This window comes from Frankia sp. AgB1.9 (genome assembly GCF_016786355.1).
Lineage (GTDB): Bacteria > Actinomycetota > Actinomycetes > Frankiales > Frankiaceae > Pseudofrankia.
This window is the reverse complement of the sequence record NZ_JADWYX010000180.1, coordinates 1-14,368: the sequence shown is the minus strand read 5'-3', so window position 1 is coordinate 14,368 and position 14,368 is coordinate 1. Positions and strand designations below refer to the sequence as shown.

Genomic DNA, 14,368 nt, shown 5'->3' with positions numbered 1-14,368 from the left:
CCCCCCGCGCGCGGGCGCGGGGGCGCCCGCGCGCCCGGGCCCCGCCCCCCCCCCCCCCCCCCGACTCGCCCCCGGCAGCGGCCTCGGCCGCCGCCTGGACGCGGATCTCTCCGCTACGTGGGTCGATGCGCCGCCGGTCGCGCACCACGACCGGCGGCTCCTCGGCCGAGCCCGCGTTGTGCGGCGAGCTCACTGCTTGCCCTCCTCGTCGACGATCTCGGCGTCCACCACGTCGTCGTCGGCCTGGGCACCAGCGGCGCCGCCGGCCGCGCCGGCGGCCTGGGCCTCGGCGTACATCGACTGGCCCATCGCGGTGCTGGCCTTGCCGAGCTCCTCGGTGGCCGTGCGGATCGCGGCGATGTCGGTGCCCGCGGTGGCCGCGCGCAGATCGGCCAGCTTCTCCTCGACGTCCGCCTTGAGGGTCGCCTCGACCTTGTCGCCGTTCTCGGCGAGGAACCGCTCGGTCGAGTAGACCAGCGACTCACCCTGGTTGCGGGTCTCGGCCTCGTCGCGGCGCTGCTTGTCCTCCTCCGCGTACTGCTCGGCGTCGCGGACCATCTTCTCGATGTCATCCTTCGGCAGCGCGGAGCCGCCGGTGATGGTCATCGACTGCTCCTTGCTCGTGCCGAGGTCCTTGGCCGAGACGTGCACGATGCCGTTCGCGTCGATGTCGAAGGTGACCTCGATCTGCGGCACGCCGCGCGGCGCCGGGGGCAGGCCGGTCAGCTCGAACATGCCGAGCTTCTTGTTGTAGGCCGCCATCTCGCGCTCGCCCTGGAAGACCTGGATCTGCACGGACGGCTGCGAGTCCTCGGCCGTCGTGAAGATCTCGGAGCGCTTCGTCGGGATCGTGGTGTTGCGCTCGATCAGCTTGGTCATGATGCCGCCCTTGGTCTCGATGCCCAGGGACAGCGGGGTGACGTCGAGCAGCAGGACGTCCTTGACCTCGCCCTTCAGGACACCGGCCTGCAGGCTGGCGCCGACGGCGACGACCTCGTCCGGGTTGACGCCCTTGTTCGGCTCCTTGCCACCGGTCAGGTCACGGACCACGTCCACGACGGCCGGCATCCGGGTGGAGCCACCGACGAGGACGACGTGGTCGATCTGGGCGACCTTGATGCCCGCGTCCTTGACCGCCTGCTGGAACGGAATCTTGCAGCGGTCGATCAGGTCCTGCGTCATCCGCTGGAACTCGGCCCGAGTGAGCGAGACGTCCAGGTGCAGCGGGCCCTCGGCCGACGCGGTGATGTACGGCAGGTTGATCGTGGTCTGGGTCGACTGCGAGAGCTCGATCTTGGCCTTCTCGGCCGCCTCGCGCAGCCGCTGCAGCGCCATCTTGTCCTTCGCCAGGTCGACACCGTGCTGGCCCTGGAAGGTCTTGATCAGGTGGTCGGTGATCCGCTGGTCCCAGTCGTCACCACCGAGGTGGGTGTCGCCGTGGGTGGCCTTGACCTCCACGACGCCGTCGCCGATCTCCAGCAGGGACACGTCGAACGTGCCACCGCCGAGGTCGAAGACCAGGATCGTCTGCTCCTTGTCGCCCTTGTCCAGCCCGTAGGCCAGGGCGGCGGCGGTGGGCTCGTTGACGATCCGCATGACGTTCAGGCCGGCGATGGTGCCGGCCTCGGTCGTGGCCTGCCGCTGGGCGTCGTCGAAGTACGCCGGGACGGTGATGACCGCGTCGGTGACCGTCTCGCCCAGGTAGGCCTCGGCGTCGCGCTTCAGCTTCTGCAGGATGAAGGCGCTGATCTGCTGCGGGGTGAAGTCCTTGTTGTCGACCTTCATCTTCCAGTCGGTGCCGATGTGGCGCTTGACCGACCGGATCGTCCGCTCGACGTTCGTGACCGCCTGCCGCTTCGCGACCTCGCCGACCAGGACCTCGCCGTTCTTCGCGAAGGCCACAACCGACGGGGTCGTGCGCGAGCCCTCGGCGTTCGCGATGACCGTTGGCTCACCACCCTCGAGCACGCTCACGACGGAGTTCGTGGTGCCGAGGTCGATGCCGACCGCTCGTGCCATGTCTGTGTGCCTCTCGATCTGATGGCACCCGGCACTTCCGTGTGCGCGGGGCCGCCGTTTCGGTCTGTGGGTCCGCTCGCGGGGCCGACCGAGACGGTCGATCCGGCCGCGAGGTCCGCTGGTCGCTGACTCTAAGTCAGCCCTCGGTGCGGACCCAATGGGTTGAGTGCGTTCCACTCAGGATCGTCTTGCCACTATAACGCCCGAACCTGAGTCTGATGGGCTCAACCTTACGGAGCCATGTTCTCTTCCCGACGGCTACCCATGCTGGCGGACACATAACGCGACGGCGCGTCACCAAGAGGCGACGCGCCGTCCGATCGTTGTGGCGAAGCTGGTTCTGGGTGAACTTCCGGCTGTCAGAGCTCTGGGCCGCGCGGCGTGTCGTCGGTGCCGGTCGCGGGCGGGTCCGGTTCTGGACGGACGGAGGCAAGGCTCGGGCGGCCACCGGGCCGGCGGCGGGGAACCCCCCGGCCGGACGGGCGCAGCGAGCGGATGATGCCCTCGCGGTCGTCCGGCAAGCCGGGCCCGCCGTCGTCCGCCGGCTCGGGAAGCTCCTCGAGGTCGGTCAAGTCGTCCGGGCCCGGGGGGATGCCGACGCGGGCGAAGCCGTCGCCCCCCCTGGACAGCTGCGCCTCCAACGTGGCCAGCCGGTCCATCAGGTCGGTCGCGTCGCCGTCGCGGTCTCGGATCGCGTGCAGCGTCTCCATCAGCATCAGCCACTGGTCGCGGCCGATCGTCACCTGCTCCAGCGACCGGTTGTCGACGAAGGGCGGGAACAGCGTCCGCACCGCCGCCACGACCTCCTTGACCTCGACCGGGTTGAGCCGCCGCGGCCGGTCACGGGCGAAGTCGAAGATCCGACGGATGTTGATGATGGTGACGCCGAGGACCGCGCCGTCCTTCCACAGGACGTCGGCCTCGGTCATCACCATCACCGGATAGACCGAGAGCTTGATCAGCGGGACCTTTGCCTGCAGTTCGGTCTTGATCTGGCTGCTGACGAAGGCGTCCCGCTCGATCGCCGCGGTCAGCGGCTCGCTGTCGACGGTCGCGATCTTCTTCGTGTAGCGGACCACGCCCTTGCGCGCCTCGCTGTTGATGACCAGCACGCCGGCCGGGCCGATCACCAGGTGGCCGACGACGGCGTCCGCGCTCGGCACCTCCAGATCGTGCAGGACGGTCCAACCCGCCCGCCGCAGCCGGGCGAGCGCCCGGGCGGTCTTGCGCTCGGCCTCGGCGCCCAGGCGCATGGTCTCGATCTCGTTGTCGCGCCCGAAGGCCGACACGACGATGACCGAGCTCCAGCCGACGACGACCAGCGCGAGGACCCCGAAGCCGAAGCCACCGGGCAGACCGACGCCGAACGTCAGGACGAGACAGACCAGCAACCCGACCGGCACCGATTTGGCGAGCGACCGTGGCAGCACCCGGCCGAGCCGGTCGCGGCGGACCAGGGCCTGGTGCTCACGTCCGCGTCGATACTCCGAATAGAGGTAGGAACCCGGCTGCCCGGTCCTGGTGTTCGTCGTCGCCGGCTTGGTGATCGTCGCCATCGTGCCCACCGTGGTTCGCAGGGGTTGTCTGGGGCTCGGTACTGGGGCCCATGAGGTCTCTCGGCCTGGCACGAATGGCGGTTGGGCGCGCCACGTGGCCAGGGTGGGACATGCGGTGCGGAGAGTTCCCATTTGTGGTCTCTGTTGCGACTGAGCGTAGCAGCGCTCAGCAGCCCCGGGTGGCCGAACCAGGCCCTCTGGACCGTCACCCGCTGGCCCGACGGGCTGTCGACGGGGCCGGGCGCCCGCTCCGTCGCGGGTAGGTCGATGATCCCTCAAACGAGATGGCCTGCCCACCCGGATAGACCGATTCGCGGCCACGGCGTCGGGGAACTCGTGCTAGTAGCAGCCCGTCGTGGGGCGATCGTCCCGAACGGGCGCGGAGCGCCCGCGGGACGCTCTGCCTCGGGGTCCCTGCCGGATCGACGGAGTCGATCTGGGAGGTCCGGGGCGCTGGGGCGCCCTCCCCGCGCTTGTTGTCTCGCGACGTGGAAGTCTGAGGGGCGGAGCGGTCAGGGGTTGGGATCTCGGCTGGCTTGGGCGGGTGGCACGAGACACTTCGAGGCCCAAGTTACCCGGGAGTACCGGTAGGCTACGCCCCGTTCGCGGAGCATAGGAGGACCAGACTGATGGCGCTGAGGATCGCGATCGGCGGAGCGATCACCTTGATCGCTCTGGCGGTAGCCGGAAGGCGATTCTTCTGGCTGTTCAGACTGATCCAGACTGGGCAGCCCGCTGAAGGGCGTCTGGACGACATCCCGACCCGGATCTGGAGCGAGATCAGCGAGGTCGGCGGCCAGCGCAAGCTGCTGAAGTGGTCGGTGCCCGGCCTCGCGCATGCGTTCACCTTCTGGGGCTTCACCGTCCTGATCCTGACGATCATCGAGACGTTCGGTGGCCTGTTCGACGACGACTTCCACATCCCGTGGTTCGGCCACTGGGCCGGCATCGGGTTCATCGAGGACTTCTTCGCGGTCGCCGTGCTTGCCGGTCTCGCGACGTTCGCCGTCATCCGCGTCAAGCGGGCGCCCGCCCGGCTTGAGCGCAAGTCGCGTTTCTACGGCTCGCACCTCGGCCCGGCCTGGGTCATCCTCGGGATGATCACCGCGGTCATCGTGACGCTGCTGATCACGCGCGGCGCCCAGTGGAACACCGGCAACCTGCCGCAGGGCAAGACCAAGTGGGCCTTCGCGTCCTACACCGTCAGCCGGGTCTTCTCGCCGCTCGGGCACACCGCGAACGAGGCCATCGAGACCACGTTCCTGCTGATCAACCTCGCGATCATCATGGGCTTCCTGGTGCTCGTCGCGTACTCGAAGCACCTGCACATCTTCCTGGCCCCGATCAACGTCGTCCTCAAGCGGGAGCCGAAGGCGCTCGGCGCGCTCGGCACCACGCCGGACATCGAGACGCTGATGGAGGAGGACGAGCCGATCATCGGCGCGGGAAAGGTCGAGGACTTCTCCTGGAAGGCGATGCTCGACTTCTCCACCTGCACCGAATGCGGCCGCTGCCAGAGCCAGTGCCCCGCGTGGAACACCGGAAAGCCGCTCTCGCCGAAGCTCGTCATCATGGACCTGCGCGACCACCTGTTCGCGAAGGCCCCGTACCTGCTCGGTGGCACCGACGCGGAATCGCGTGACGCGGCCTGGGACGCAGCCGTCGCCAAGGCCCACGAGGGCCACGACCACGCGCCGGGCGAGGGCCACGAGCACGGCGACCACGACCACAGCGAGCACGAGGTCCACGGCGTTCCCGAGTCGGGCTTCGCCCGAGTGGCCGAGCCCGGCAAGGCGCAGGCCGAGCGGCCGCTGGTCGGCACCGCCGAAGAGGGCGGCGTCATCGACCCGGACGTGCTGTGGTCGTGCACGAACTGCGGCGCCTGCGTCGAGCAGTGCCCGGTGGACATCGAGCACGTCGACCACATCGTCGACATGCGGCGCTACCAGGTGATGATCGAGTCCGCGTTCCCGTCGGAAGCCGGCGTCATGCTGCGCAACCTGGAGAACAACGGCAACCCGTGGGGCGTCTCCCCGCGCAGCCGCACCGAGTGGACCGACGGCCTGCCGTTCGAAGTCAAGATCATCGGTGAGGGCGAGCAGATTCCCGAGGACGTCGAGTACCTCTTCTGGGTCGGCTGCGCCGGCGCCATCGAGGACCGGGCGAAGAAGGTCTCCCGGGCGTTCGCCGAGCTGCTCGACATGGCCGGCGTGAAGTTCGCGATCCTCGGCTCGCAGGAGTCCTGCACTGGTGACCCGGCTCGCCGCCTGGGCAACGAGTACCTGTTCCAGGAAATGGCCAAGGCCAACATCGAGCTGCTCAACGAGACCGGCGTCAAGAAGATCGTCGCCACCTGCCCGCACTGCTTCAACAGCCTGTCGAAGGAATACTCGGGCCTCGGCGGAAACTACGAGGTGGTCCACCACACCCAGCTGCTCGGCAAGCTCGTCGAGGAGAAGAAGCTGGTGCCGATCACCCCGATCGAGTCGTCGGTGACCTACCACGACCCGTGCTTCCTCGGCCGGCACAACAAGGTCTACACCCCGCCCCGGGAGATCCTCGAGGCCATTCCCGGCCTGCGCGGCCAGGAGATGCACCGGTGCAAGGACCGCGGCTTCTGCTGCGGTGCCGGCGGCGCGCGGATGTGGATGGAAGAGAAGATCGGCACCCGGATCAACGCGAACCGGGTGGAGGAGGCGCTCGGCCTCGACCCCGACGTCGTCTCGACCGCCTGCCCGTTCTGCATCGTCATGCTGTCCGACGCGGTGACGGAGCAGAAGCTGGCCGGCACGGCGAAGGAGTCCGTCGAGGTCCTCGACGTCTCCCAGCTCCTCGCCCGCTCCCTGGCCGCCCCGGCCGCGCCCACCCAGGACGCCGCCGGCGCGGAGCCGGCCCCGATGAGCTGACGGTCGGCGGGCAAGCTCGGGCCGTCCATCTGGCCCGAGTCCGCTGTCCCGGAGTGGCGCTCGATCGAACGGCCCGGTGCGGCATCGCCGCCCGGGTCGTTCGCATTTGCGTACCCGGCCAACCATCGGTACTGTCTAACCAGACAGTGTTTTAGTCATCAGTCATCGCTACGACAGTTTTGATAGCGACAGTTTCGGCGACGGCAGTCACGGACAAGGTGGTTGTCGACACTGCCCGGCATGGAGGTTCCGAGTGACTCTGCTTCTGACAGCCGAGGTTGCGCCGACCGCCAATGGCGGGGCCGATGAACGGGCAGCGGGCTCGTCGCGCATGCACAATGCATGCATGACGACCGTCGTGATCCGGGATGTGCCCGAGGACGTCCACCGCCGCCTGCAGGAGCTGGCGAAGGCGGCGGGTCAGTCGCTGCAGCAGTTTCTGTCCTGCGAGCTTGCGCGGCTCGCTACGACGCCGACCATGGACGAGGTCCTCGACCTGATCGAGTCGCACGTGGCCGGCCAGTTCGAGATCGAGGACGTCGTTGCGTCGATCCAGGCCGAGCGCCGCTTCCCCTGACTTCTGGATCGTTGAGACCGGCTCCGCCCTGCTCCGAGGAGGGGGCAATGATCATTCTTGACGCATCGGTACTCGTGTACGCAGTGGGCGAGGCGGGTTCCGTAGGCGAGCGAGCTCGCGCTGTGCTCCGCGAGGCCGCCGCCGCCTCGGCCCCCGACATCGCTGACGTCGAGACCGTCTCCGCCCTGCGGAGGATGTGGCAGACGGGCAAGCTGGACGTCAAAGGGTTCCGCGTCGCCATCGACGATCTGGCGACTCTTCCACTGACCCGCTATCCAAGCAGGGCCCTGTTGCGCCGGGCGTACATGTTGCGCGACAACCTGACGCCATACGACGCCTGCTATGTCGCACTAGCCGAGGCGTTGGGCTGTCCGCTGTACACAGCGGACACAGCCCTTGCGAATGCGCCCGGCCCGAAGTGTGAGATCAGGCTGTTTCCCTAGCCGCCGCCCGGAGTCCGGTCACGATCACGACGTTGGTGCTGCTCTCGCCGGCCGCGGCGGAGTCGCCCGGGTCGCTCGTCGGCTGGGAGGCCAGCGAGCGTCTGGACGCACCATCCGCCCACCGTGAATCCGGGTCGCCCGTGGTCGATCACCGCCACCTCAGTGCCGGTGATCGCCGTTTGGGCCCTGCCGTGGTTGTAGAAACGCCCTGATTACAACCACGGGAGGGTCCAAACGGCGATCAAGCCAGCGGGCGGCGGCTCCGCGGGCGCCGATCCTGGATGAGAAGGGCGCCCGGTTGGCCCGTCGCCTCGCTGGCCCGAAAATCCGCGGAAAGCGCCATCGGCCGAACCGGATCGTTACTGGTTGGCGAGCTTCCCTACGACCTGGTTGGCCAGGGCGGTCAGGGTGTCGGTGCTGGCCTGCGTGAGTGGGTTGACGACGAGGATCACGGACTCGACCCGGCCGTGGAAGATGCTGATCAGGTCGACGTTCACCTGCACGGTGCTGCCGCTCGCGCTGACGTTGAAGACGACCCTGGTCAGAGCGGTCACGCCTGCCGGAGGCGGCACCGCCGTCGCACTGCGCACGGTCGCGCCGTCCAGGCCGCCCGACTTGGCCAGCTCGTCCTTCACCGCCTGGGCCAGGCAGTTCGGGAAGTCGGCGCGGTGTACGAGGTCGACGTGCCTGGTCACGGTGTCGGCCGACGCGAACACTCGGGCGCCCGACTCGATCGCGGTGCCGTCGTCGTCGCTGAACATGTCGCCATTGGCGTGGGCGGTCGAGGCCGGGCCGAGGTCGCCACCGGACAGGTGCATGCACTTCGGGACCGGGTCCTGGAAGGCCGTGCTTTCGGTGGTGTCGGTGTTCGGCTCGGCCTTGTAGCCGTTCGTCGCCGCCGACCCGCTCGTGAGAACGTATGCGGAGGGGTCCAGCTTGGGCCCCGCGGCCGCGGCGGACGGGGACGAACCAGCGCTGCCGCAGGCGGCAAGCGCCAGGCCCAGCGCGGCGAAACCAGTGGGAATGATGACTCTGATGAAATGCCGTCCACCACGCGGCGAGTGTTTTCTTCCGCCAAAATCCATGCGGGGAAGGCTAGCCGCAGACCACACCTTCCAGCAGCAAAAGTGTATGTCATCAGAAAGACTTCAATCCTTACCACCACTTTACTGGTTCACGAGTCCCTTACCGATTCTTTGAGAATCCCGATGAAGTGCGGGCAGCATTTGTGTTCCGTTGGCCGTCGCCACTCTGACGGAGGGCGGGGGCCACGCCCGACGGCCCCGCAGGTGACCTGGACCTCTCAGCCCGGATCACCCCTGCGTCGGGGCCTATCGTGCGGGCATGCCGGAGATCGAGGTGTCCGCCGAGGTTCAGGAGGCGCTGGCCGCAGGGCGGGCGGTGGTCGCGTTGGAGTCGACCCTGCTCGCGCACGGGCTTCCGGCGCCGCGTAACCGGGAGTTCGCGGCGGAGCTGGAGCAGCTGGTGCGCGACCAGGGTGCCGTTCCCGCGACGGTCGCGGTGCTCGACGGGGTGCCGACCGTCGGTCTGGGCGACGCGGCCCGCGAGAGGATCACGGATCCAGCGGCCACCGTCCTCAAGCTGTCGGTGCGCGATCTCGCGCCGGCCATCGCTCTCGGCCACACCGGCGCCACCACCGTCGCGTCGACCGCCTGGCTCGCCGCCAGAGCCGGCATCCGCGTGTTCGCGACCGGAGGCCTCGGCGGGGTCCACCGCGGCGGCGATGGGGACGGCGACCAGACCGGAGGCGGCGGCGGGTTCAGCTATGACGAGTCGGCGGACCTGCCGACGCTGGCCGCCACCCCGATCACGGTCGTCTGCGCCGGGGTGAAGTCGATCCTCGACGTCGGCGCGACCCTGGAGCGGCTGGAAACGCTGGGCGTCACCGTGCTCGGTTGGCAGACGTCAGACTTCCCCGGCTTCTACCTGCCCGGTACCGGCCACCAGCTGGACTGGCGGGTCGAGGACGCAGGCCAGGTCGCCGCGGTGATGGCGTCCGCCGACGAGCTCGACACGCCCGGAGCGGTCATCGTGGCCCATCCGGTCGCCGAGGGCGCTGCGTTGGACCGCGACCTGCACGACCGGGTGCTCGCGGACGCCCTCGCCGCCGCCAGCCAGGCCGGGCTGCGCGGCAAGGCCGTCACCCCGTTCCTGCTGGCCGCGTTCCACCGCGAGACCGCCGGCGCGAGCCTGGAGGTCAACCTCGCGGTCGTCCGAGGGAACGCGACCGTAGCGGCAGCCATTGCCACCGCCTACGCCAGCCGGCGGGTTGCCTGACCAGCGCCCGCCCCCCGACCGGCCTCGCCAGCCCGACCGGCGCCGCCAACCGACCGGCTGGCGGCGCCCGCTTAGCCGAGCTTGGCCGTGAGCTGCTTGACCGCGACGCTGATCAGGTCCTCGCTCGGCGGGTCGATCGTGCCGACGAGGTGCAGCTGCGCCTCTACCTGGCCCGACCCCAGGTAGATCGTGTCGTAGAACAGCTGCATCTGGCCACCCGTCGAGCTGCCGCCGAGCACGACCACGGAGGTGCGCGCCAGCGCCCCGGTCGGCAGCGGCGCGTCCCTGGTCACCGCCTCGGGATCGATCAGCTGGTTGCCGATCGCCTGCTGGTCAGCCATGGCGTCCTTCTGGGTCTGCGACGTCACGCATTCGGTGAAGTTCGGGTCACGCAGCAGCCCGGTGTCCCGGTCGAGCTGGCCGGCCGGAACGACCTGCGCGTCGGACCAGAGCGTGATGCCGGTGATCTTATTGGTGAGGTGGGTGCTCTCGGCCCGGTCGATCGACCCGTCGCGCACCGCGGAGCCGGTCGCGCCCAGGCAGGAGGCGAGCTTGGCGAGCGGTGACGTCCCGGCGCTGGAGGCAGTGCCACCGGTGGTGGCCGAGAAGCCGCTGAACCCGGAGCTCGTGGTCAGGACGAAGTCCTTGGCCTGCGCCGAGACCGACGAACCGGCCTGCACGGTGGCTGGCGCCGCGCTCGCGGTGGCCGGCGCGGTCGAGGTCTCGGGCGTGGGCGTCGGGCTGTCGCTCGGGGACTTCGAGCCGCCGAGCACCCCGCATCCCGCCGCCGCGACCACCAAGGTGGCCGCTGCCCCAAGCGTGATCGCGCACCGTATCCTGCGTGCCGTCGAGGGCATATGACCGTTTCCCATCCCCATCCGCCGACCGGGCCAGGCCGGCCGAACCCGTCAGGACCGGTCGATCCGGACAGACTGGTCCCAGTCAAAGCGTAGGGAGCCAGCCGGCCGCGTCCGTCTCCGGGTACCCGAACAGCGGGCGAAGCGGGGCGACGGTGCCGAACGCCTCATGCGGCCAAGATGGCGCACCCGGGTCGATGGCCGCCGCGGGCGCGGGCGCCAACCAGCAGAAGTCGGCCGACCGCAATCCGCGCGCCGTCGAACCTCGTAGGTTGCCTTGCGTGGCTACGACGACGAGGGCGCGCCGGGCGGGTGGCCTCGACCGGCAGCCAACCACATGGCCCGATCGAATCGGGCCAGGCCGTCGGCGTGTCGCGCGAGTCCAAGGGGGCTGAAGGCGGGCGAAAACGTCGGGATGTCGCGCAGAGCGGGCCGCGCGGGGGGCGCTTCGGTGGGGGGTCGTGGGCATGCGGTGGTCGAGAGATTCCGCACTGTCGGCCCAGCAGGCGGCCCGCCGCCACCGCCACCGGTTCGAGCGCCTCGCCGAATGGCCCATCGGGCGGTGGGGACGGTGGGTCGCGGTCGTGCTGTGGCTCGCGTTGGCGCTGGTCGCCACGCCCCTCGCCGGCCGGCTGGGCAACGCGCAGACCAACGACGCGGCGGCCTTCCTACCGCCGGCCGCGGAGTCGACGCAGGTGCTGGCCGCCCAACGCCAGCTTCCGGGCGGCGACGCGATCCCCGCGGTCGTCGTCTTCACCCGGCCGACCGGAACGCTGACGGCCGCCGACCAGGCGGCGATGAAAGCCACGGGCGCGAAGCTGGCGTCCTTCGCGGCCGCACCTGTCACGCCGGCGGCACCGGCGCCCGATGGCCGAGCCGCACTGATGATCGTCCCAGTGGCTCAGTCGGCGAACGCGGACGCTTTCGCCGACGAGATCAACCAGATGCGGGCCGTCGTGCGGAAGCTGGCCCCACCCGGGCTACAGACCTCGGTCACCGGCCCGGCCGGCGTCATCGTGGACACGTACACGTCGTTCCGCGGGGTCGAGACGCCATTGCTCTTCGTCACCGCGGCCGTCGTCGCGGTGATCCTCCTGGTGGTCTACCGCGGGCCGTTCCTGTGCCTGGTGCCCCTGGTCGCCGTGGGAGCCGCCGACCAGGCCGCGACCGCGATCATCTACCTGCTCGCCCGGCACGGGGGCCTGACCGTCAACGGGCAGAGCGCGGGCATCCTGCGCGTCCTGGTGTTCGGCGCCGGCACCGACTACGCCCTGCTGCTGATCGCCCGGTACCGCGAGGAGCTGACCCGGCACGCCGCCGCGACCGAGGCGATGCGGGTCGCGCTGCTGCGCGCCGGCCCCGCCGTCCTCGCCTCGGCCGGCACCGTCGTGCTCAGCCTGCTCTGCCTGCTGCTCGGCGAGCTGAACTCCGACCGTGGCCTCGGCCCGGTCGGCGCGGTCGGCATCGCCGTGGCCTTCCTGACCATGGGCACCCTGCTGCCCGCGCTGCTGGTGATCTGCGGCCGCCGGCTGTTCTGGCCGCAGGTCCCCCGGATCGCCGCGCCGGCCGTCGCCGTGAGCCTCAAGGACGCCGGCAACCCGGACGTCGTCGGCGCGTGGGCCCGGGCCGGTCTGCTGATCGCCCGCCGGCCCAGGCTGATCTGGCTGGTCACCAGCGCGGTGCTCGCCGGCCTCACGGTGGGCATCGTCACGTTCCACATCGGGCTCACCGACCGCGGGGCGTTTCGGCACCCGATCGACTCGATCATCGGCGAGGAACGCATCGCGGCGCATTTCCCGCTGGGTGCCAGCGCGCCCACGTTCGTGATCGGCGCCAGTGCCAGCGCGGCCAAGCTCGGCGAGGTGGTCGACGCGACCCCGGGCGTCGCCACCGCGGTCGTGGACGGCACGGGCGCCGGGCTCACCCAGTTCCTGGTCGTCCTGCGCGACCCGCCGGACAGCGCCGCGGCCGCCGCGACGATCGACCGGCTGCGGGCCAGGGTCCGTACGGTGCCGGGCGCCGACGCCCTGGTCGGCGGGACGACGGCGGTGAACCACGACATCGCCCAGGCCGCCATGCGGGACCGGCAGCTGGTCATCCCGCTGGTGCTCGTCGTCGTGCTGGTGATCCTGGGCCTGCTGCTGCGGGCCGCGGTCGCGCCGCTGGTACTGATCCTGACGGTGGTGCTGTCGTTCCTGGCGTCGCTCGGGGTGTCGGCCCTGGCGTTCCGGGGGGTCTTCCACTTCGCGGGGGCCGACCCGTCGCTGCCGCTGTTCGGGTTCATCTTCCTGGTGGCGCTCGGCGTCGACTACAACATCTTCCTGATGACGCGCGTGCGCGAGGAGGCGATGCACACCGACGCCCGTACCGGCGTGCTGCGTGGCCTCGCCGTCACCGGTGGAGTGATCACGTCGGCCGGGGTGGTGCTGGCTGCGACGTTCTCGGTGCTGTTCATCTTCCCGCTGGTACAGCTCGCCGAGATCGGCTTCCTGGTCGCCTTCGGGGTGCTGCTGGACACGCTGGTCGTCCGCTCGATCCTGGTGCCGGCGCTGGCCCTGGACCTGGGCCGCGTCATGTGGTGGCCCAGCCGCCTGAGTCGCCCGCCGACCCCGCCCGCCGACCTGCTGGCGCCGGAGGTCGTCGTCTCGGAGGACGTCCCGTAGCCGACCGCTGGTTCGGTGCCTTCACAACCACCCATGGCGGGGCAGGTCCGTTGAACCCGCAGCATCTACACCGCTATGGTCGTCGTCCAAGCGCTGTCCGGAACGTCCGGATTCCCTCGCGGAACAAGGACTGTCGACTGATCATGCTGTCAATCCCCGTCACCTCCCGCAGGTCCCAGACGACCGTGGCGGCCGTCGCGCTGGCGTTCTCGGCCGCGCTCGCCGGCTGCTCGACCGGGAGCGATTCCACAGCCGGCACCGCCCCGCCCAGCACCCTGGCCCCGTCCGTGGCCAGTGTGTCGACGGCGAAGCTGGACCCGATGGACTTCGTCTACACGCAGGGTCCCGAGACCGCCGGCTTCAAGCTGGACCAGTCGTCCGCCGGCGCCGGGAACCCGACCAGCCACGACGACGCGATCTTCCTGGACATCGACGGCTGCATGGGCCAGAACGTCGGCGCGCCCACGGCGGTGGCGACCGGCCCGACGCTGACGAGCCAGGACGGGTTCACCTCGGTGGACTCCAACGCGGAGATCGTCACGACCGCGCAGCGAGCCGCCCACCTCCAGGAGCTCAAGGACCCGCGTCTCGACGGCTGCATCAAGAAGCTGATGGGGCAGTCCTCGGGCTCCGGTACCAGCCAGGACAACACGATCGCGAGCCTCACCTGGCGGACCGCCCCGGTTCCCGCGGGCGCGCTGGCCCGGGTCGCCTACACCGGCCAGGTCACCGCGTCCGGGACCAGGACGAGCGTCTACCTCGACGTGGTCTTCCTCGGCGCGGGCCGGGTCGAGAACGAGGTCGCCCTCTTCTCGGCCGTCCGTCCCCCCGACGAGACGCTGGTCTCGGCCGTCACCGCGCAGCTCGCCGCCAAGCTGAAGAGTCAGTGATCCTGGCCCGCGACCACGCGGGCCGGCGGGGGGCCCCCCCCCCCCCCGGGGCGCCCCCCCCCCCGCCCCCGCCCCCCCCGCCCCGGCGACCACGACCAGGCCAGCCAGACGGGCGGCACAGCGGTATGCACGAGCTACCCACCCGGACGGACGGGCGGC

The 14,368-nt window shown here is 70.2% G+C and carries 11 protein-coding genes and 1 pseudogene; 7 read left to right on the top strand and 5 right to left on the bottom strand.

What is annotated here, in order from left to right:
• From I6A60_RS42475 to I6A60_RS38555, 3 genes and pseudogenes are all read right to left on the bottom strand, one after another.
• Window positions 1-193 (bottom strand): annotated as a pseudogene (locus tag I6A60_RS42475) (nucleotide exchange factor GrpE); the annotation flags it as partial.
• On the bottom strand, window positions 190-2,019 hold the full coding sequence (gene dnaK, locus I6A60_RS38560; RefSeq protein WP_203025111.1) for a molecular chaperone DnaK: 1,830 nt from the start codon (window positions 2,017-2,019) through the stop codon (window positions 190-192). The pseudogene I6A60_RS42475 and the gene dnaK, both read right to left, overlap by 4 nt.
• Window positions 2,020-2,378: 359 nt before the next feature.
• Entirely contained in the window at window positions 2,379-3,575 is a 1,197-nt protein-coding gene (locus tag I6A60_RS38555) for a nuclease-related domain-containing protein (protein WP_203025110.1), read from the bottom strand.
• Window positions 3,576-4,210: 635 nt separating this feature from the next.
• Here I6A60_RS38555 and I6A60_RS38550 point away from each other — a divergent pair.
• The 3 genes from I6A60_RS38550 (at window position 4,211) to I6A60_RS38540 (ending at window position 7,501) form a co-directional block, all read left to right on the top strand.
• On the top strand, window positions 4,211-6,481 hold the full coding sequence (locus I6A60_RS38550) for a (Fe-S)-binding protein (protein WP_203025113.1): 2,271 nt from the start codon (window positions 4,211-4,213) through the stop codon (window positions 6,479-6,481).
• Window positions 6,482-6,734: 253 nt separating this feature from the next.
• Entirely contained in the window at window positions 6,735-7,058 is a 324-nt protein-coding gene (locus I6A60_RS42470; RefSeq protein WP_238437132.1) for a hypothetical protein, read from the top strand.
• 47 nt (window positions 7,059-7,105) lie between these two features.
• Entirely contained in the window at window positions 7,106-7,501 is a 396-nt protein-coding gene (locus I6A60_RS38540) for a type II toxin-antitoxin system VapC family toxin (RefSeq protein ID WP_203025109.1), read from the top strand.
• 359 nt (window positions 7,502-7,860) lie between these two features.
• Here the strand turns inward: I6A60_RS38540 and I6A60_RS38535 are convergent, their stop codons facing one another.
• Complete coding sequence (locus tag I6A60_RS38535) at window positions 7,861-8,586, bottom strand: hypothetical protein (protein WP_203025108.1); 726 nt, start codon at window positions 8,584-8,586, stop codon at window positions 7,861-7,863.
• 259 nt (window positions 8,587-8,845) lie between these two features.
• Here I6A60_RS38535 and I6A60_RS38530 point away from each other — a divergent pair, with 259 nt between their 5' ends.
• Entirely contained in the window at window positions 8,846-9,799 is a 954-nt protein-coding gene (locus tag I6A60_RS38530; RefSeq protein ID WP_203025107.1) for a pseudouridine-5'-phosphate glycosidase, read from the top strand.
• A 71-nt stretch (window positions 9,800-9,870) separates the two neighbouring features.
• Here I6A60_RS38530 and I6A60_RS42465 read toward each other — a convergent pair whose 3' ends face one another.
• A complete protein-coding gene (locus I6A60_RS42465; RefSeq protein ID WP_238437131.1) occupies window positions 9,871-10,317 on the bottom strand; it encodes a hypothetical protein in 447 nt (148 codons plus the stop codon).
• A gap of 34 nt (window positions 10,318-10,351) precedes the next feature.
• Here I6A60_RS42465 and I6A60_RS42460 point away from each other — a divergent pair, with 34 nt between their 5' ends.
• The 3 genes from I6A60_RS42460 (at window position 10,352) to I6A60_RS38515 (ending at window position 14,209) form a co-directional block, all read left to right on the top strand.
• On the top strand, window positions 10,352-10,660 hold the full coding sequence (locus I6A60_RS42460; protein ID WP_238437130.1) for a hypothetical protein: 309 nt from the start codon (window positions 10,352-10,354) through the stop codon (window positions 10,658-10,660).
• Window positions 10,661-11,123: 463 nt separating this feature from the next.
• Window positions 11,124-13,319, top strand: coding sequence for an MMPL family transporter (locus tag I6A60_RS38520; protein ID WP_203025105.1), 2,196 nt, complete (start codon window positions 11,124-11,126; stop codon window positions 13,317-13,319).
• Window positions 13,320-13,462: 143 nt separating this feature from the next.
• Window positions 13,463-14,209 (top strand): hypothetical protein, encoded by a 747-nt coding sequence (locus tag I6A60_RS38515; protein ID WP_203025104.1) that lies wholly within the window; start codon window positions 13,463-13,465, stop codon window positions 14,207-14,209.
• Window positions 14,210-14,368: the final 159 nt, after the last annotated feature.